Annotated in this window: 27 protein-coding genes; 25 read left to right on the forward strand and 2 right to left on the reverse strand. The window is 49.9% G+C overall.

Going from position 1 to position 15,315, the window contains the following annotated elements; all coding sequences use genetic code 11:
* Nucleotide 1 precedes the first annotated feature (1 nt).
* On the reverse strand, nt 2-388 hold the full coding sequence (locus EKM97_RS03865; protein WP_125570967.1) for a hypothetical protein: 387 nt from the start codon (nt 386-388) through the stop codon (nt 2-4).
* 353 nt (nt 389-741) lie between these two features.
* On the opposite strand from EKM97_RS03865, the gene rpsL reads away from it, so the two are divergent.
* The 3 genes from rpsL (at nt 742) to fusA (ending at nt 3,912) form a co-directional block, all read left to right on the forward strand.
* The gene (rpsL, locus tag EKM97_RS03870) at nt 742-1,161 is read left to right on the forward strand and encodes a 30S ribosomal protein S12 (RefSeq protein ID WP_125570968.1); all 420 of its coding nucleotides are present in this window, start codon (nt 742-744) and stop codon (nt 1,159-1,161) included.
* A gap of 57 nt (nt 1,162-1,218) precedes the next feature.
* A complete protein-coding gene (gene rpsG, locus EKM97_RS03875) occupies nt 1,219-1,689 on the forward strand; it encodes a 30S ribosomal protein S7 (RefSeq protein ID WP_125570969.1) in 471 nt (156 codons plus the stop codon).
* Nucleotides 1,690-1,824: 135 nt separating this feature from the next.
* Nucleotides 1,825-3,912: an elongation factor G gene (fusA, locus tag EKM97_RS03880; RefSeq protein ID WP_125570970.1), complete on the forward strand. Its 2,088-nt coding sequence runs from the start codon at nt 1,825-1,827 to the stop codon at nt 3,910-3,912.
* Nucleotides 3,913-3,985: 73 nt separating this feature from the next.
* Here fusA and EKM97_RS03885 read toward each other — a convergent pair whose 3' ends face one another.
* Complete coding sequence (locus EKM97_RS03885) at nt 3,986-4,534, reverse strand: cysteine hydrolase family protein (RefSeq protein WP_125570971.1); 549 nt, start codon at nt 4,532-4,534, stop codon at nt 3,986-3,988.
* A gap of 351 nt (nt 4,535-4,885) precedes the next feature.
* Between EKM97_RS03885 and rpsJ the strand changes: the two genes are divergently transcribed.
* The 22 genes from rpsJ to secY are packed head-to-tail and all read left to right on the forward strand — an operon-like array spanning nt 4,886 to nt 15,308.
* The gene (gene rpsJ, locus EKM97_RS03890; protein ID WP_125570972.1) at nt 4,886-5,194 is read left to right on the forward strand and encodes a 30S ribosomal protein S10; all 309 of its coding nucleotides are present in this window, start codon (nt 4,886-4,888) and stop codon (nt 5,192-5,194) included.
* Nucleotides 5,195-5,220: 26 nt separating this feature from the next.
* The gene (gene rplC / locus EKM97_RS03895) at nt 5,221-5,856 is read left to right on the forward strand and encodes a 50S ribosomal protein L3 (protein WP_125570973.1); all 636 of its coding nucleotides are present in this window, start codon (nt 5,221-5,223) and stop codon (nt 5,854-5,856) included.
* 23 nt (nt 5,857-5,879) lie between these two features.
* Nucleotides 5,880-6,503, forward strand: a complete 624-nt coding sequence (gene rplD / locus EKM97_RS03900) for a 50S ribosomal protein L4 (RefSeq protein ID WP_125570974.1) — start codon at nt 5,880-5,882, stop codon at nt 6,501-6,503.
* The gene (rplW, locus tag EKM97_RS03905) at nt 6,503-6,787 is read left to right on the forward strand and encodes a 50S ribosomal protein L23 (RefSeq protein ID WP_125570975.1); all 285 of its coding nucleotides are present in this window, start codon (nt 6,503-6,505) and stop codon (nt 6,785-6,787) included. The genes rplD and rplW overlap by 1 nt, the downstream gene beginning before the upstream one ends.
* 22 nt (nt 6,788-6,809) lie before the next feature.
* Nucleotides 6,810-7,643, forward strand: coding sequence for a 50S ribosomal protein L2 (gene rplB, locus EKM97_RS03910; RefSeq protein ID WP_125570976.1), 834 nt, complete (start codon nt 6,810-6,812; stop codon nt 7,641-7,643).
* A 30-nt stretch (nt 7,644-7,673) separates the two neighbouring features.
* Complete coding sequence (rpsS, locus tag EKM97_RS03915; protein WP_125570977.1) at nt 7,674-7,952, forward strand: 30S ribosomal protein S19; 279 nt, start codon at nt 7,674-7,676, stop codon at nt 7,950-7,952.
* Between the two features lie 17 nt (nt 7,953-7,969).
* Nucleotides 7,970-8,323, forward strand: coding sequence for a 50S ribosomal protein L22 (gene rplV, locus EKM97_RS03920; RefSeq protein ID WP_125570978.1), 354 nt, complete (start codon nt 7,970-7,972; stop codon nt 8,321-8,323).
* Between the two features lie 13 nt (nt 8,324-8,336).
* The gene (gene rpsC / locus EKM97_RS03925) at nt 8,337-8,993 is read left to right on the forward strand and encodes a 30S ribosomal protein S3 (protein ID WP_125570979.1); all 657 of its coding nucleotides are present in this window, start codon (nt 8,337-8,339) and stop codon (nt 8,991-8,993) included.
* Between the two features lie 3 nt (nt 8,994-8,996).
* The gene (rplP, locus tag EKM97_RS03930; RefSeq protein ID WP_125570980.1) at nt 8,997-9,431 is read left to right on the forward strand and encodes a 50S ribosomal protein L16; all 435 of its coding nucleotides are present in this window, start codon (nt 8,997-8,999) and stop codon (nt 9,429-9,431) included.
* Complete coding sequence (rpmC, locus tag EKM97_RS03935) at nt 9,421-9,615, forward strand: 50S ribosomal protein L29 (protein ID WP_054675477.1); 195 nt, start codon at nt 9,421-9,423, stop codon at nt 9,613-9,615. The genes rplP and rpmC overlap by 11 nt, the downstream gene beginning before the upstream one ends.
* Nucleotides 9,616-9,631: 16 nt before the next feature.
* Entirely contained in the window at nt 9,632-9,895 is a 264-nt protein-coding gene (gene rpsQ / locus EKM97_RS03940; protein ID WP_125570981.1) for a 30S ribosomal protein S17, read from the forward strand.
* Between the two features lie 31 nt (nt 9,896-9,926).
* A complete protein-coding gene (gene rplN, locus EKM97_RS03945; protein ID WP_125570982.1) occupies nt 9,927-10,295 on the forward strand; it encodes a 50S ribosomal protein L14 in 369 nt (122 codons plus the stop codon).
* A gap of 25 nt (nt 10,296-10,320) precedes the next feature.
* Nucleotides 10,321-10,632: a 50S ribosomal protein L24 gene (gene rplX, locus EKM97_RS03950; protein WP_125570983.1), complete on the forward strand. Its 312-nt coding sequence runs from the start codon at nt 10,321-10,323 to the stop codon at nt 10,630-10,632.
* Nucleotides 10,633-10,656: 24 nt separating this feature from the next.
* On the forward strand, nt 10,657-11,199 hold the full coding sequence (gene rplE, locus EKM97_RS03955; RefSeq protein ID WP_125570984.1) for a 50S ribosomal protein L5: 543 nt from the start codon (nt 10,657-10,659) through the stop codon (nt 11,197-11,199).
* Nucleotides 11,200-11,213: 14 nt separating this feature from the next.
* Nucleotides 11,214-11,399: a type Z 30S ribosomal protein S14 gene (locus EKM97_RS03960; RefSeq protein ID WP_054675492.1), complete on the forward strand. Its 186-nt coding sequence runs from the start codon at nt 11,214-11,216 to the stop codon at nt 11,397-11,399.
* 28 nt (nt 11,400-11,427) lie between these two features.
* Complete coding sequence (gene rpsH, locus EKM97_RS03965) at nt 11,428-11,826, forward strand: 30S ribosomal protein S8 (protein WP_125570985.1); 399 nt, start codon at nt 11,428-11,430, stop codon at nt 11,824-11,826.
* A 29-nt stretch (nt 11,827-11,855) separates the two neighbouring features.
* Nucleotides 11,856-12,386, forward strand: a complete 531-nt coding sequence (gene rplF / locus EKM97_RS03970) for a 50S ribosomal protein L6 (RefSeq protein ID WP_125570986.1) — start codon at nt 11,856-11,858, stop codon at nt 12,384-12,386.
* 50 nt (nt 12,387-12,436) lie between these two features.
* Nucleotides 12,437-12,796, forward strand: coding sequence for a 50S ribosomal protein L18 (gene rplR, locus EKM97_RS03975; protein WP_125570987.1), 360 nt, complete (start codon nt 12,437-12,439; stop codon nt 12,794-12,796).
* 22 nt (nt 12,797-12,818) lie between these two features.
* Nucleotides 12,819-13,322: a 30S ribosomal protein S5 gene (gene rpsE / locus EKM97_RS03980; protein ID WP_125570988.1), complete on the forward strand. Its 504-nt coding sequence runs from the start codon at nt 12,819-12,821 to the stop codon at nt 13,320-13,322.
* Between the two features lie 13 nt (nt 13,323-13,335).
* Nucleotides 13,336-13,521, forward strand: coding sequence for a 50S ribosomal protein L30 (gene rpmD, locus EKM97_RS03985; RefSeq protein ID WP_125570989.1), 186 nt, complete (start codon nt 13,336-13,338; stop codon nt 13,519-13,521).
* Nucleotides 13,522-13,554: 33 nt separating this feature from the next.
* Nucleotides 13,555-13,995 carry a 50S ribosomal protein L15 gene (gene rplO / locus EKM97_RS03990; RefSeq protein ID WP_125570990.1) on the forward strand — a complete coding sequence of 147 codons (441 nt, stop codon included), beginning with the start codon at nt 13,555-13,557 and terminating at the stop codon, nt 13,993-13,995.
* The gene (secY, locus tag EKM97_RS03995) at nt 13,995-15,308 is read left to right on the forward strand and encodes a preprotein translocase subunit SecY (RefSeq protein WP_125570991.1); all 1,314 of its coding nucleotides are present in this window, start codon (nt 13,995-13,997) and stop codon (nt 15,306-15,308) included. The genes rplO and secY overlap by 1 nt, the downstream gene beginning before the upstream one ends.
* The last annotated feature ends 7 nt before the right edge of the window (nt 15,309-15,315 follow it).

Below are 15,315 nucleotides of genomic sequence, written 5' to 3' on the forward strand. Positions count from 1 at the left end.
GTTAATTCAAGAGCCGCTGGGCCGCTGGTAGAAGCAGTACAAGGCCGCTAACAGTACTCCCAAACAATAAGTGGGGGATGAACGCGATGCGATGATTGTGTGTGCACAGTGACCAGCAGAGACTGCTGAGACTGGCGCACAGCAGGGTCAGCAGCGAACCGCTTGTTCCCAGTACGGCCGTTGTCGCAGCGATGACAATAATATCGGCACTACCCAAGCCCCGCGTTAAATAAGCAAAGGCAGTCAGGATAATCGCGCCACCACATGCGGCAGCAAGATAGATGGGGCGGTAGAGGGCACTCAGTAATATGATGGTGAACAGCCAACTATCGCTGAGTAACGCCGGTACCGATAAGCAGCGTGCGTCTTCGTATGCCAGAACCATCATTCCACCGAAGTAGCATAAAAGCTGAAGAGTTAACATTTTGCATCACCTCAGCAATAGATTCCGCCAAAATGGGATGAAACACGCCTGGATGAGTTGTTTTTTAAATGAAAACGCATTTATCCGGCAAAAGGTTTGACACCCGGACTTAAACCTGGTTATACTATCAAAGGTGCTTTTTTCCAGTTAATTCGGGGTTGCCCGACGAGCTGGATGTCCGATGTCGCGAAGGAAGTTCCTTCAGACAGGCACCGGTCGATCTACTCGCCGGGCAGGCCAATTTTTTTAATCAAAAATGAACCGCCTGGATGTGTGGACTTAAAACAGCACATAAATCGAAAGGAGGAACCTTGGAAATGCCTACTATCAACCAATTGGTACGTCAAGGTCGTAAATCTCACACAACCAAGTCAAACTCTCCAGCTTTGAACTTTGGTTACAACAGCAAGAACAAGTCCCTCACTAGCAACCCAGCACCACAGAAGCGTGGTGTTGCTACTCGTGTCGGGACCATGACACCTAAGAAGCCTAACTCCGCTCTGCGGAAGTACGCTCGTGTGCGTCTGTCCAACCTGATTGAAGTTACTGCTTACATTCCAGGTATCGGTCACAACCTTCAGGAACACTCCGTTGTCCTGATCCGTGGGGGCCGTGTTAAGGACTTGCCTGGGGTACGCTACCACATCATCCGTGGTGCACTCGATACCGCCGGTGTTGACGGCCGTATGCAGAGCCGTTCTAAGTACGGTGCTAAGCGCCCTAAGGATAAGAAGTAATTTAGTAAATCTCGTCAAAAAATCTACTCCCCACTCGGGAAATAGGAGGCTATCAGGATGCCACGTAAAGGCAATGTATCAAAACGAGATGTCCTGCCTGACCCAGTTTACAACTCTAAGCTGGTTAGTCGCTTGATCAACCACTTGATGATTGATGGCAAGCGCGGTAAGGCTTCTACAATTCTTTATGATGCTTTCGACATCATTAAGACTCAGACCGGTAACGAACCCGTTGAAGTATTCGAGGAAGCCATGAAGAACATCATGCCTGTCCTTGAAGTTAAGGCTCGCCGTATCGGTGGTTCTAACTACCAGGTTCCTATCGAAGTACGTCCAGAACGTCGGACCACACTTGGTCTACGTTGGCTCGTACAGTACTCTCGCCAGCGCGGCGAACACACCATGGACGAACGTCTTGCACGTGAAATCATGGATGCTGCAAACAACACAGGTTCTGCAGTTAAGAAGCGTGAAGATACCCACAAGATGGCTGAGGCCAACCGGGCATTCGCACACTATCGTTGGTAAGAAGATTGGCTATTATATGCGGTTACCATCGTCATATAGTAGCCTTTTTTTCAGAAAAAATAGCTTAGACCTAGCCGCCTAAGTAATCAGAATTTTGCTTAATGCAAATTAACCTGAGAGGAGAAAAATATTCACATGGCTAACAAGCGTGAATTCCCACTTGAAAAGACCCGGAATATCGGTATCATGGCCCACATTGATGCGGGTAAGACTACCACTACCGAACGTATTCTCTACTACACGGGTAAGATTCACAAAATCGGTGAAACCCATGATGGTGCTTCACAGATGGACTGGATGGCTCAGGAACAGGAACGTGGTATTACCATCACGTCCGCTGCGACGACTGCCGTTTGGAAGAACCACCGTGTTAACATCATTGACACCCCAGGTCACGTTGACTTCACTATGGAAGTTGAACGTTCTCTCCGTGTCCTTGATGGTGCCGTAACCGTTCTTGATGCCCAGGCCGGTGTTGAACCACAGACCGAAAACGTTTGGCGTCAGGCAACGACTTACAGCGTTCCCCGGATTGTTTTCGTTAACAAGATGGACAAGATTGGTGCTGACTTCAAGTTCTCCGTCAACTCCATCCACGACCGTCTTGGTGCTAACGCCCACGCCGTTCAGCTCCCAATCGGTGCTGAAGACAACTTCGAAGGGGTTATCGACCTCCTTGAAATGAAGGCTGACCTCTACGACGAAGACGAACTTGGTTCAGAATGGGATGTTGTTGACATTCCTGATGACTACAAGGAAGCTGCCGAAGAAGCACGGACAGAACTCGTTGAAGCCGTTGCTGACATCGACGAAGACATCATGGACAAGTACCTTGAAGGGGAAGAAATTTCCTCCGACGAACTGCGTGCCGCAATTCGTAAGGGTACTATCAACCTTGAATTCTACCCTGTATTTGCAGGTTCTGCCTTCAAGAACAAGGGTGTTCAGATGATGCTTGATGGTGTTGTTGACTACCTGCCAAGCCCACTTGACGTTAAGCCATACAACGCTACCGACCCTGACACGGGTGAGGAAGTTGCTCTGATCGCCGGTGACGACAAGCCATTTGCCGCACTTGCATTTAAGATTGCAACCGACCCATTCGTTGGTCGTCTGACCTTCATCCGTGTTTACACCGGTACCCTGGAATCTGGTTCATACGTATTGAACACCTCCAAGGGCCAGCGTGAACGTGTTGGTCGTCTTCTCCAGATGCACAGTAACCACCGTCAGGAAATCCCAGAAGTATTCTCTGGTGATATTGCCGCGGTTATTGGTCTGAAGAACACCACCACCGGTGACTCCCTGACTGATAAGGATCACCCACTGATTCTTGAATCAATGGAAATCCCAGAACCAGTTATCCAGGTTTCCGTAGAACCTAAGTCCAAGGAAGACCGTGACAAGCTGGACGTTGCGATTCAGAAGCTTTCTGAAGAAGACCCAACTTTCCGTGCCGAAACCAACCCTGAAACCGGTGAAACTCTGATCGCCGGGATGGGTGAACTGCACTTGGACATCATGGTTGACCGGATGCGTCGTGAATTCAACGTTGACGCGCAGATCGGTGCACCTCAGGTTGCTTACCGTGAAACCTTCACCAAGACTGCTAGCGCACAAGGTAAGTTTGTTCGCCAGTCTGGTGGTAAAGGTCAATATGGTGATGTTTGGGTTGAATTCACACCTAACGAAGAAGGCAAGGGCTTCGAATTCGAAGACGCCATCGTCGGTGGTGTTGTTCCTCGCGAATACATCCCAGCTGTAGAACAGGGTCTGAAGGAATCCATGGCTAACGGTGTTCTCGCCGGCTACCCATTGATTGACGTTAAGGCTAAGCTCTACGATGGTAGCTACCACGAAGTCGACTCCTCTGAAGCCGCATTTAAGGTTGCTGCAAGCATGTCCCTGAAGGCTGCTGCTAAGGCTGCCGGTGCCGTTATCCTCGAACCTATCATGAAGGTCGAAGTTGTTGCTCCTGAAGAAAACTTCGGTGACATCATGGGTCAGGTAACCGCACGTCGTGGTCGCGTTGAAGGTATGGAAGCACGTGGTAACGCCCAGGTGGTTAACGCCATGGTCCCACTTGCTGAAATGTTCGGTTACGCAACGACACTTCGTTCTGCTACGCAGGGTCGTGGTACCTTTACCATGACCTTCGACCACTACGAAGCCGTTCCTAAGAGCATCCAGGAAGACATCATCAAGAAGAACGGCGGCCAGTAATTTACTGCTGACGCACGACTTGAAAAAGCCGCTCACTCCGAAAGGGGTGGGCGGCTTTTTTGTTGTGATGCTTCTATAGTACGGTGGCGCCGAGTACATTCTTGAAATGATCCAGGGCAAAATTTTGTCCGTCGGGATTAAATGTTGCGCAGGCATCACTGTGAATGGTGATGGTGTAACCGAGGTTGTAGGCATCGATGGCGGTGTGCAGCACGCAGATGTCGGTGCAGACACCAACGATGTGCAAATCCGTGACGTGGCGTTCGCGTAGCCACTGGTCAAGTGGCGTACCGGCAAAACTTGAGTAGCGGCGCTTAGGGAAGGCTTGGACATTCGTTTCAGCCTTGTGCTGCTGGTACCAAGGTTCCAAGTCGCCGTAGTAAGCCCGTCCCCAGGTGCCTTCTTCATTGTGGGGCGGGAACAATTTGGTTTCCGGATGGTAGGGGTCGCCGGCGACGTGCAGGTCGGTGGGGAGGAAGACAAAATCTTGTTGGGCGCGGAAGGCTTCAGCAAGGCGGTTGATTGCGGGCGCGATTGACTGTGCAGGTGTGCCTGCGGTAAGCTTACCGGCAGGCGCAACGAAATCATTGGTGTAATCAACAATAAGCAAGGCTTTAGGCATGGACAGTTCCTTCTTTCAGGGGATCAACCGTTATTTATCGCTATTATACCTGTCTTGACACCTAATGGGTAGCGAAAACATTTTCAGTGGAATCGCTACCATTTTAACGCAGCGAGTTTTTCCTGTGAATTCGCAAATTTCGTGTATAAATCGCTTGATACAGGCCTTTGCTTGCTGTATAGTACTAAGAGTGCTGATTATCAGGGGCATCCTGTGTGCCCATGACCATGTTAGCGCAGAGTAGCAAGGATGTGAGAAGTTGCGACACGCCCGGCCGCTTTGCCACGGCAGCGCGTCGGTAATTTTCACGGAGCTAGTCTACTATTGATAATAGACGAAGGAGGAAACACAATGGCAAAACAAAAGATTCGGATCCGGCTTAAGGCTTACGAACACCGGATTCTCGATCAGTCTGCGGAGAAGATTGTTGAGACCGCAAAGCGCACTGGCGCTGCTATCTCAGGTCCTATCCCACTTCCAACGGAGCGCACCCTTTACACGGTTCTGCGTTCCCCACACAAGTACAAGGACTCTCGCGAACAGTTCGAAATGCGCACCCACAAGCGTTTGATCGACATCGTGAACCCAACACCAAAGACTGTTGACGCGCTTATGAAGCTTGATCTTCCAAGTGGCGTTGACATTGAGATCAAACTTTAATCTATTAGGAAATTGGAGGTGCACCCATGTCTCGTAAAGGAATCTTAGGTAAAAAGGTCGGCATGACCCAGGTCTTTACCGAAAACGGCGAACTCGTACCCGTTACTGTCATTGACGTAACGCCTAACGTTGTTCTCCAGGTTAAGACTAACGAAACTGATGGCTACGAAGCTGTTCAGCTCGGGTTTGGCGACAAGCGTGAAGTTCTGACCAACAAGCCTGCCCAAGGGCACGCTAAGAAGGCGAACACCACCCCTAAGCGCTTCATTAAGGAACTCCGCGATGTAGTGCTTAGCGATTACGAAGTTGGCTCTGAAGTTAAGGCCGACACCTTCGCTGCTGGCGACATCGTTGATGTTACCGGGACAACGAAGGGTCACGGTTACCAGGGTAACATTAAGAAGGACGGTCAGTCCCGCGGTCCTATGGCCCACGGTTCTCGTTACCACCGTCGTCCAGGTTCCCTCGGTGCTATTATTAACAAGGTCTTCAAGGGCAAGAAGCTCCCAGGCCGCATGGGTAACAAGACTGTTACCATGCAGAACCTCGAAGTTGTCTCTGCTGACCTGGACCACAACGTATTGCTCATTAAGGGTAACGTCCCTGGGGCAAACAAGTCTTTTGTCACCGTCCGGACCGCTGTTAAAGCGGATCACAAATAATTACGAAGGGAGGACATTAACAGATGGCTAACGTTACTTTGTACAAGCAAGATGGCTCAGAAAACGGCTCCGTTGAACTCAACGATGCAATTTTCGCCATTGAACCTAACGAAAACGTCGTATTTGATGCAATCATCATGCAGCGTGCTTCTCTTCGCCAGGGTACCAGCAAGGTTAAGAATCGTCACGAAGTTTCTGGTGGTGGCCGCAAGCCATGGCGCCAGAAGGGTACGGGTCGTGCTCGTCAGGGTTCCATCCGTTCACCACAGTGGCGTGGCGGTGGTATCGTCTTCGGACCACACCCACGTTCATACAGCTACAAGCTTCCTAAGAAGGTTCGTCGCTTGGCTCTCAAGTCCGTTCTTTCCGAAAAGGTTAACGAGAACGCACTTGTTGCAGTTGACGCTTTGAGCTTCGCTGCACCAAAGACTGCTGACTTTGCCAAGGCTCTTAAGAACCTGAAGGCAGACGAAAAGACTCTGGTTGTATTGGAATCCGGCAACGACAATGCTGCTTTGTCAGCACGCAACTTGCCAAATGTTAAGGTTGTTGAAGCCGAAGGTATCAACGTCCTTGACATCGTCAACGCAAAGAAGCTGGTTGTTACACAGGCAGCTCTCCAGAAGATTGAGGAGGTGTTCGCATAATGGATGCACGCGATGTAATTCTTCGCCCGATCATTACCGAACAGTCTACCGCCGAAATGGACAACCGCAAGTACACTTTTGAAGTTGCTCTGAACGCAGACAAGACGCAAGTTCGTCGTGCTGCTGAAGAAATCTTCGGTGTTAACGTCAAGAGCGTAAACATTGCGAATGTTCGCGGTAAGAAGAAGCGCCAGGGTCGCTACGAAGGCACGACGCGTCGTCGTCGTAAGGCTATCGTAACCTTGACGAAAGACTCCAAAGATATTCAAATCTTTGGTGAATAATTCTAAATAGGAGGTAAAAATCGTGGCTGTTATTAAGTACAAACCAACCACCAACGGTCGTCGTAACATGTCTGTCTCCGACTTTGCAGATATCACCAAGAAGAAGCCTGAAAAGTCCCTTCTTGAAAGCCAGAGCCACACAGCCGGCCGTAACGCTCATGGGCACATCACAGTGCGTCACCGTGGCGGTGGTAACAAGCAGTTCTACCGTGTGATTGACTTCAAGCGGCAGAAGGATGGCGTTGTAGCTAAGGTTACCGCTATCGAATACGATCCAAACCGCACGGCAAACATTGCCCTGCTCACTTACGAAGATGGGGTTAAGACCTACATCATCGCACCTAAGGGCCTCAAGGTAGGCGACAAGGTGGTTTCCGGTTCTGATGTCGACATCAAGGTCGGTAACTCCCTGCCACTTTCCGAGATTCCTGATGGTACTACCATTCACAACATCGAGCTCAAGCCTGGTAAAGGTGGTCAGCTTGCCCGCAGTGCTGGTGCTTCCGCACAGCTGCTGGGTCACGATGGCAAGTACGTTTCCGTACGTCTGGCTTCCGGCGAAGTTCGTATGATTCGCTCCGTTAACCGTGCAACCATCGGTGAAGTTGGTAACTCCGAACATGCTCTTATCAGTATTGGTAAGGCTGGTCGCAAGCGCTGGCTCGGTTTCCGTCCTACCGTTCGTGGTTCTGTAATGAACCCTAACGATCACCCACATGGTGGTGGTGAAGGTAAGGCGCCTATCGGTCGTCCAAGTCCTCTTTCTCCATGGGGTAAGAAGACCCTTGGTAAGAAGACGCGTGACCACAAGGCCAAGTCTGAGAAGTTCATTATTCGTCACCGTAAGCACAAGTAAGCTTATAGCAACTGTTAAGGAGGTCACACAATGGGTCGCAGTCTTAAAAAAGGACCTTTTGCAGATGCTTCTCTCCTGAAGAAGGTAGAAGCTCTTGCAGATAGCGACAACAAGCCAGTCATCAAGACCTGGTCACGTCGCTCAACCATTTTCCCAAGTTTCATCGGGTTCACATTTGCCGTTTATGACGGTCGCAAGCACGTCCCGGTATTCGTTACCGAAGACATGGTTGGCCACAAGCTCGGTGAATTCGTACCTACACGTACATTCCGTGGTCACTTAGTTGACGACAAGAAGACAGGACGTTAGAAAGGAGCAATTCAAACATGGCTGAAACAATTACCTCAGCAACTGCTACGGCAAAGACGGTTCGAATTGCTGCTCGTAAGGCGCGTCTTGTAATCGATTTGATTCGCGGCCGTCAGGCTGACGAAGCACTCGCGATTCTTGAATTCACGCCACGTGCAGGTTCACCAATCATTGCTAAGGTGCTCAAGAGCGCCATTGCAAATGCTGAAAACAATTTTGACCTTGATGCTCAGAACCTTTACGTTAAGGAAGCTTACGTAAACGAAGGCCCAACCCTTAAGCGGTTCCGCCCTCGTGCAAAGGGTTCTGCATCACCTATCAACAAGCGTACCAGTCACATCGTTGTGACTGTTGCAGAAAAAGAAGCATAAGGAGGGATAGAGCGTGGGTCACAAGATTAATCCAAATGGGTTCCGTGTTGGTGTAATTCGTGACTGGGAAGCTAAGTGGTATGCCGAAAAGGACTTTGCCACCTTCCTTCACGAAGATATCAAGATTCGGAGCTTCATTAACGAGAAGCTCGCCGATGCGTCTGTCTCGACCATCGAAATCGAACGTGCAGCTAACAAGGTAAACATCTCCATTCACACTGCCAAGCCAGGTATGGTTATTGGTAAGGGTGGTGCCGAGGTTGAAGCACTGCGTAAGCAGCTTGCAGCACTTACCGGCCGCAACGTTCACATTAATATTGTTGAAATCAAGAAGCCCGATCTGGATGCCAAGCTTGTTGGCGAGAACATCGCTAAGCAGCTTGAACAGCGGATCGCCTTCCGTCGCGCTATGAAGCAGACGATGCAGCGTACCATGCGTGCAGGTGCCAAGGGTATTAAGACCCAGGTTTCCGGCCGTTTGAACGGTGCCGACATTTCCCGTCGCGAACATTACGCTGAAGGAACTGTACCTCTGCACACTCTGCGCGCGGATATTGACTATTCTTGGGTAGAAGCTCGCACCACATACGGTCAGCTGGGTGTTAAGACCTGGATTTACCGTGGTGAAGTTCTCCCTGAAAAGAAGAATTCTACGAAGGGAGCGAAGTAACCGATGCTTGTACCTAAGCGTGTTAAGCACCGCCGTGAGTTCCGCGGTAAGATGCGTGGTGCCGCCAAGGGCGGTAAAGAAGTTAGCTTCGGCGAATTCGGTCTGCAGGCTCTGGAATCCCACTGGATTTCAAACCGTCAGATTGAAGCAGCCCGTGTTGCTATGACCCGCTACATGAAGCGTGGCGGTAAAGTTTGGATTCGCATTTTCCCACAGAAGTCTTACACCAGTAAGGGTGTTGGGGTTCGTATGGGTAATGGTAAAGGTGCACCAACTGGCTGGGTAGCCGTTGTTAAGCGCGAGAAGGTTATGTTCGAAGTTGCTGGCGTTCCAGATGACGTCGCACGCGAAGCCCTTCGTCTCGCTTCAAACAAACTCCCCATTCGCACCAAGATTTTAAAGCGTCAGGAAGTAGGTGGGCAATCAAATGAAGGCTAAAGAAATCACCGCATTGAGCGCTGCTGAAATGCTTGATAAGGAAAAGCAGTACAAAGAAGAACTCTTCAATCTGCGTTTCCAGCAGGCTACCGGTCAACTCGAAAACACTGCTCGTTTGAAGCAGGTTAAGAAGAACATTGCCCGGATTAAGACGGTTCTGCGTCAGCAGGAATTGAACAAGTAGGAAGGGAGACTTAACCTTGGAAGAACGCAACAGTCGTAAAGTTTATCAGGGTCGCGTGGTTTCCGCCAAGATGGATAAAACCATCGTCGTTGAGGTAAGTACAACTAAGACTCACCCAACGTATGGCAAGCGCGTTAAGTACTCCAAGAAGTACTACGCCCACGACGAAGACAACGCAGCCAAGCTTGGTGATACCGTTCAGATTATGGAAACTCGTCCTCTGTCTAAGCAGAAGCGTTTCCGTCTGATCAGCATCGTCGAAAAAGCTGTTATTATCTAACAGAATTTCGTGACGAAAGGAGGACACAATAGTGATTCAACAAGAAAGTCGCCTCAAAGTGGCAGATAACTCCGGTGCACGCGAAATCCTCGTAATCAAGGTGCTCGGCGGTTCATTCCGCAAGACCGGTAACATCGGTGATGTTGTCGTAGCAACTGTTAAGCAGGCTACGCCAGGTGGTGTTGTCAAGAAGGCAGACGTCGTTAAGGCCGTTATCGTCCGTACGAAGTCTGGTGCACGCCGTAATGACGGTTCTTACATCAAGTTCGATGAAAACGCAGCAGTTATTATCAACGCTGACAAGTCTCCTAAGGGTACTCGTATCTTTGGACCTGTCGCTCGTGAACTGCGTGACCACGACTTCATGAAGATCGTTTCCCTGGCACCCGAAGTTCTGTAATTTTCCCCACAAGAGGAGGTGCAACATGTTTATCAAAACTGGTGACAAAGTCCGTGTTATGCGTGGTAAAGACGCAGGCAAGGAAGGCACCGTGACCAAGATCCTCAAGAACAAGGATCGTGTGATCGTTGAAGGTGTCAACATGATTAAGAAGCACGTGAAGCCATCCACGACTAACCCTAACGGTGGGGTTATCGATACGGAAGCTGGTATCCACGTGTCTAACGTGATGTTGCTTGACCCTAAGGACGGCAAGCCAAGTCGTATTGGTAAGTCCGTTGTTGATGGCAAGCGCGTACGCGTCGCTAAGAAGTCTGGCTCCGCGCTGGACGACTAAAGAAGAAAGGAGGACCTAATTTTCATGGCTAACCGTTTACAAGAACGCTACAGCAAAGAAATCGCACCTGCACTCGTTGAGAAGTTTAGTTACAAATCAACAATGCAGACACCAAAGATTGACAAGATCGTGCTGAACATGGGTGTCGGTGACGCTACTCAGAACGCAAAACTTCTGGACGAAGCAGTCGAAGAACTCAAGCAGATCTCTGGTCAGCAGCCACTTATCACCAAGGCTAAGAAGTCCATTGCCGGCTTCCGTCTTCGTGAAGGCATGCCAATCGGTGCTAAGGTCACCCTTCGTGGTGAACGCATGTACGACTTCCTTGACAAGCTCATCAACGTATCCCTTCCCCGTGTTCGTGACTTCCGTGGTATCTCTTCTAAGAGTTTCGACGGTCGTGGTAACTACACGCTCGGTGTACGTGAACAGTTGATCTTCCCAGAAATCGATTACGATAAGGTCAACCGTGTTCGTGGTTTGGATGTTGTTATCGTTACAACTGCAAACACTGATGAAGAAGCACTCGAATTGCTCAAGCAGTTCGGGATGCCATTTGCTAAATAAAGGAGGTCTACCACTTGGCTAAGAAGTCTCTCATTATCAAGAACGAGCGCCCGGCTAAGTTTGCAGTGCAGGAATACACCCGCTGCAAGCGCTGTGGTCGGCCACACTCTGTATACCGTAAGTTTCAGCTTTGCCGGATCTGCCTTCGCGAGTTAGCACATGCCGGTCAGATCCCTGGCTTGAAGAAGGCCAGCTGGTAGTATTTACCTAGACAAAGGAGGTTTAACAATGGTCCTGACTGATCCAATTGCAGATTACTTGACCCGGATTCGTAACGCCAACATGGTTCGTCACGAGAGTCTCGTAGTGCCATCATCCAAGATGAAGATCGCCCTCTCCGAAATTATGAAGAGCGAAGGTTTTATCCGCGACTACGAACTTATCGAAGACGACAAGCAGGGCGAAATCCGTATTTTCCTTAAGTACGGTATGAACAACGAACGTGTCATTTCCGGCTTGAAGCGTATTTCCAAGCCTGGTCTGCGCACGTACGTTAAGGCTGACGCAGTGCCAAAGGTTCTTAATGGCCTTGGTATTGCGATCATCTCCACTTCCACCGGTGTAATGACCGATAAGGAAGCTCGGGCAAAGAACGTCGGCGGCGAAGTTCTCGCTTACGTTTGGTAAAAATTAATTAACAAAGGAGGTGCAAACCTGTGAGTCGTATCGGTTTGAAAGATGTCAACATCCCTGCTGGGGTAACTGTATCCCAGAACGGTAACAGCGTTACTGTTAAGGGTCCCAAGGGTGAACTCACCCGCGAATTTGCCGAAGAAATCACGATGAACGTCAAGGATAACGTTGTTTCCTTTACACGTGAAAATGATTCTGACAAGGCACTTCACGGCACAACCCGCGCTAACTTCAACAACATGGTTATTGGGGTTACCGAAGGTTACAAGAAGACTATGACACTTGTCGGTGTTGGTTACCGTGCACAGATGCAGGGCAAGAAGCTTGTCCTTAACGTTGGTTACTCCCACCCAGTTGAGATGGAAGCACCAGCAGGCATCGCGGTTGAAGTACCAAGCACAACCAGCATTGTCGTTAGTGGTATTAGTAAGCAGGAAGTCGGCCAGTTTGCTGCGGAAATCCGTTCCGTACGCGCACCTGAACCTTACAAGGGTAAGGGTATTCGTTACGAGGACGAAGTTGTCCGTCGTAAGGAAGGTAAGACTGGTAAGTAAAACTAAGCTTGCTGCTTAGTTTCCCAAACAATTAACAAGAGGTGAACATTGTGATTTCTAAACCAGATAAGAACAAGACTCGTGCAAAGCGCCACGCGCGTGTACGGGGCAAGATTTCTGGTACGAGCGAGTGCCCACGCTTGAACGTATTCCGTTCGAACAAAAACATCTACGCGCAAGTTATTGATGACGTAGCGGGTGTGACGCTAGCAAGTGCCTCCACTCTTGATAAAGAAGTTAGCGATGACGCAAGCAAGACCGAACAGGCTGCTAGTGTTGGCGCACTTGTTGCTAAGCGCGCTGTTGCCGCTGGCAAGAAGGAAGTTGTATTTGACCGTGGTGGATACCTCTATCACGGGCGTGTAGCTGCACTTGCTGAAGCTGCTCGTGAGAACGGTCTCGAATTCTAAGAAAAAGGAGGATATCCAACACATGGCAAATTACATCGATCCAAACCAGCTTGACCTGGAAGACCGCGTTGTTTCCATCAACCGTGTTACAAAGGTTGTTAAGGGTGGTCGTCGCCTCCGTTTCGCAGTAATCGCGATCGTCGGTGATAAGGCCGGTCACGTCGGCTTTGGTACTGGTAAGGCTCAGGAAGTTCCTGAAGCAATCCGTAAGGCTGTCGAAGACGCCAAGAAGAACCTGATCGAAGTACCTATCGTGGGAACTACGATTCCTCACGAAGTAATCGGTCACTTCGGCGCTGGTGAAGTTATGCTTAAGCCAGCCGTTGAAGGTTCTGGGGTTGCCGCTGGTGGTGCTGTCCGTGCCGTTATGGAACTTGGCGGTATCACTGACATTACCAGTAAGTCACTCGGACGGAACACACCTATCAACATGATCCGCGCTACCATGGACGGCTTGGCTCAGCTCAAGACCGCTCAGCAGCTCGCAGATCTCCGTGGTGTGTCCGTTGCGCACCTGCAAGACTAGGAGGTAGACAACAATGGCTCAACTGAAGATCACGTTGGTTAAGAGCGCAGTGCACCGTCTGCCTAAGCAACGTAAAATCGTCAAGGAAATTGGTCTTGGCCGTGTTAACAGTTCTGTTATCAAGCCAGACAACGCTGCAACTCGCGGTGTTATCTTCCAGATTTCCCACCTTGTTTCCGTTGAGGAAATTAAGGACTAATTTAAAACCTAGAACAAGGAGGTGCGAATTTTCATGAAACTGCACGAATTGACACCAAGCGAAGGCTCACGTCACTCCAGCAAGCGTCTTGGCCGTGGTACTTCTAGCGGTCAGGGTAAGACTGCTGGTAAGGGTACTAAGGGTCAGTTGGCTCGTCAGGGTGGTAAGACCCGTCTCGGTTTCGAAGGTGGCCAGATGCCACTCTTCCGTCGTATGCCAAAGCGCGGCTTTAACAACATTAACCGCAAGGAATACGCCATCGTAAACCTGAAGGACCTTAACCGTTTTGATGACGGCACAGATGTTACATCTGCATTGCTCGTCGAAGCAGGTCTTGTTAAGAACGAACGCGACGGCATCAAGTTGCTCGCGAACGGTGAACTTAGCAAGAAGCTTACCATTAAGGTAGCTAAGGCATCTAAGGCGGCTCAGGATGCTGTAGTCGCTGCAGGCGGTTCGATTGAGGTGATCTAATGATTGCAACCCTCAAAAACGCGTTTAAGGTTAAGGATATTCGCAAGAAGCTGTTCTTCACCTTGGCCGTTTTGCTGGTTTATCGCTTAGGGGCTCAGATTGCGGTACCTGGTATTAATGCCGGGGCACTGACGAAAATCGGTTCAACCGGACTGATTTCGATTCTGGATACTGTGAGTGGTGGGGGGCTTTCAAACTATTCCATCTTTGCGATGGGGGTTTCGCCTTACATCACCGCGCAGATTGTTATCCAGCTGCTCCAGATGGATATTGTCCCGAAGTTCGTTGAGTGGAGCAAACAGGGTGAAGTTGGTCGGCGTAAGTTGAACCAATGGACCCGTTACCTCACCATCGTGCTCGGCCTGTTCCAGGCAATCGGGATTACTGCTGGGTTCCAAGTGCTTTCCCAATACGGTTTGGTGAAGAACCCAAGCGTTACCACGTTTGTTACCCTCGGGATTATCCTGACGGGTGGCACGATGTTGCTGACCTGGATGGGTGAGCAGATTACGGATAAGGGTCTCGGTAACGGGATTTCCCTTATCATCTTTGCAGGGATTATCGCGCGGCTCCCTAGTGGAGTGAAGGAAATCTGGACTGACCAGATTATCAACAACACGCCTGCTGATCGCTGGAAGGGTATTCTGTTCATGCTTGCGTTGCTCGCGCTGATTGTTATCGTCGTTACTTTTGTAACCTGGGTACAGCAAGCGAACCGCAAAATTCCAATTCAGTACACACGTCGCGTAACGAGCGCAGGGGATAACTCATACCTGCCCCTGAAGATTAACGTTGCCGGTGTTATCCCAGTTATCTTTGCTAGTTCTTTCATTGTGACGCCTCAGACAATTCTGATGGCGTTCTCGAAGTCACACGGCAGTGATGGTTGGTACATCGCATTAACGAACATCTTCAGCATGCAAAAACCAGCGGGGATTGCACTCTACACCATTCTGATTGTCTTGTTCACCTTCTTCTACGCCTTCGTTCAGGTTAATCCTGAGAAGGTTGCGGAGAACTTGACCAAGCAGGGTAGCTACATCCCAGGCGTTTGGCCTGGGAAAGGCACTGAGAAGTACATCTCAGGTGTTCTGATGCGGTTGTCCACTGTTGGTGCTCTGTTCCTGGGTTTTGTGGCACTGCTTCCGCAGCTTGCTGCAAGTATCTGGAACCTACCACAGTCAATCGGTCTTGGTGGGACTAGCTTGCTGATTGTGGTCATGACGGCTATTGAACTGGTTCGCCAGATCAATGGGTTGATGATGAAGCGTGAATACGTTGGATTCATCCGTGGTGACTTGAACAAGAAGTAGGCTGAAA

Origin of the sequence: Lacticaseibacillus songhuajiangensis, assembly GCF_003946025.1 — a bacterium.
Lineage (GTDB): Bacteria > Bacillota > Bacilli > Lactobacillales > Lactobacillaceae > Lacticaseibacillus > Lacticaseibacillus songhuajiangensis.

What these genes read in the sequence shown, in the direction of transcription:
- EKM97_RS03865 (WP_125570967.1), bottom strand. Translation starts at nt 388, where the DNA reads ATGATGGTTCTGGCATACGAAGACGCACGCTGCTTATCGGTACCGGCG.
- rpsL (WP_125570968.1), top strand. Translation starts at nt 742, where the DNA reads ATGCCTACTATCAACCAATTGGTACGTCAAGGTCGTAAATCTCACACA.
- rpsG (WP_125570969.1), top strand. Translation starts at nt 1,219, where the DNA reads ATGCCACGTAAAGGCAATGTATCAAAACGAGATGTCCTGCCTGACCCA.
- fusA (WP_125570970.1), top strand. Translation starts at nt 1,825, where the DNA reads ATGGCTAACAAGCGTGAATTCCCACTTGAAAAGACCCGGAATATCGGT.
- EKM97_RS03885 (WP_125570971.1), bottom strand. Translation starts at nt 4,534, where the DNA reads ATGCCTAAAGCCTTGCTTATTGTTGATTACACCAATGATTTCGTTGCG.
- rpsJ (WP_125570972.1), top strand. Translation starts at nt 4,886, where the DNA reads ATGGCAAAACAAAAGATTCGGATCCGGCTTAAGGCTTACGAACACCGG.
- rplC (WP_125570973.1), top strand. Translation starts at nt 5,221, where the DNA reads ATGTCTCGTAAAGGAATCTTAGGTAAAAAGGTCGGCATGACCCAGGTC.
- rplD (WP_125570974.1), top strand. Translation starts at nt 5,880, where the DNA reads ATGGCTAACGTTACTTTGTACAAGCAAGATGGCTCAGAAAACGGCTCC.
- rplW (WP_125570975.1), top strand. Translation starts at nt 6,503, where the DNA reads ATGGATGCACGCGATGTAATTCTTCGCCCGATCATTACCGAACAGTCT.
- rpsS (WP_125570977.1), top strand. Translation starts at nt 7,674, where the DNA reads ATGGGTCGCAGTCTTAAAAAAGGACCTTTTGCAGATGCTTCTCTCCTG.
- rplV (WP_125570978.1), top strand. Translation starts at nt 7,970, where the DNA reads ATGGCTGAAACAATTACCTCAGCAACTGCTACGGCAAAGACGGTTCGA.
- rplP (WP_125570980.1), top strand. Translation starts at nt 8,997, where the DNA reads ATGCTTGTACCTAAGCGTGTTAAGCACCGCCGTGAGTTCCGCGGTAAG.
- rpmC (WP_054675477.1), top strand. Translation starts at nt 9,421, where the DNA reads ATGAAGGCTAAAGAAATCACCGCATTGAGCGCTGCTGAAATGCTTGAT.
- rplX (WP_125570983.1), top strand. Translation starts at nt 10,321, where the DNA reads ATGTTTATCAAAACTGGTGACAAAGTCCGTGTTATGCGTGGTAAAGAC.
- rplE (WP_125570984.1), top strand. Translation starts at nt 10,657, where the DNA reads ATGGCTAACCGTTTACAAGAACGCTACAGCAAAGAAATCGCACCTGCA.
- rpsH (WP_125570985.1), top strand. Translation starts at nt 11,428, where the DNA reads ATGGTCCTGACTGATCCAATTGCAGATTACTTGACCCGGATTCGTAAC.
- rpsE (WP_125570988.1), top strand. Translation starts at nt 12,819, where the DNA reads ATGGCAAATTACATCGATCCAAACCAGCTTGACCTGGAAGACCGCGTT.
- rpmD (WP_125570989.1), top strand. Translation starts at nt 13,336, where the DNA reads ATGGCTCAACTGAAGATCACGTTGGTTAAGAGCGCAGTGCACCGTCTG.
- rplO (WP_125570990.1), top strand. Translation starts at nt 13,555, where the DNA reads ATGAAACTGCACGAATTGACACCAAGCGAAGGCTCACGTCACTCCAGC.
- secY (WP_125570991.1), top strand. Translation starts at nt 13,995, where the DNA reads ATGATTGCAACCCTCAAAAACGCGTTTAAGGTTAAGGATATTCGCAAG.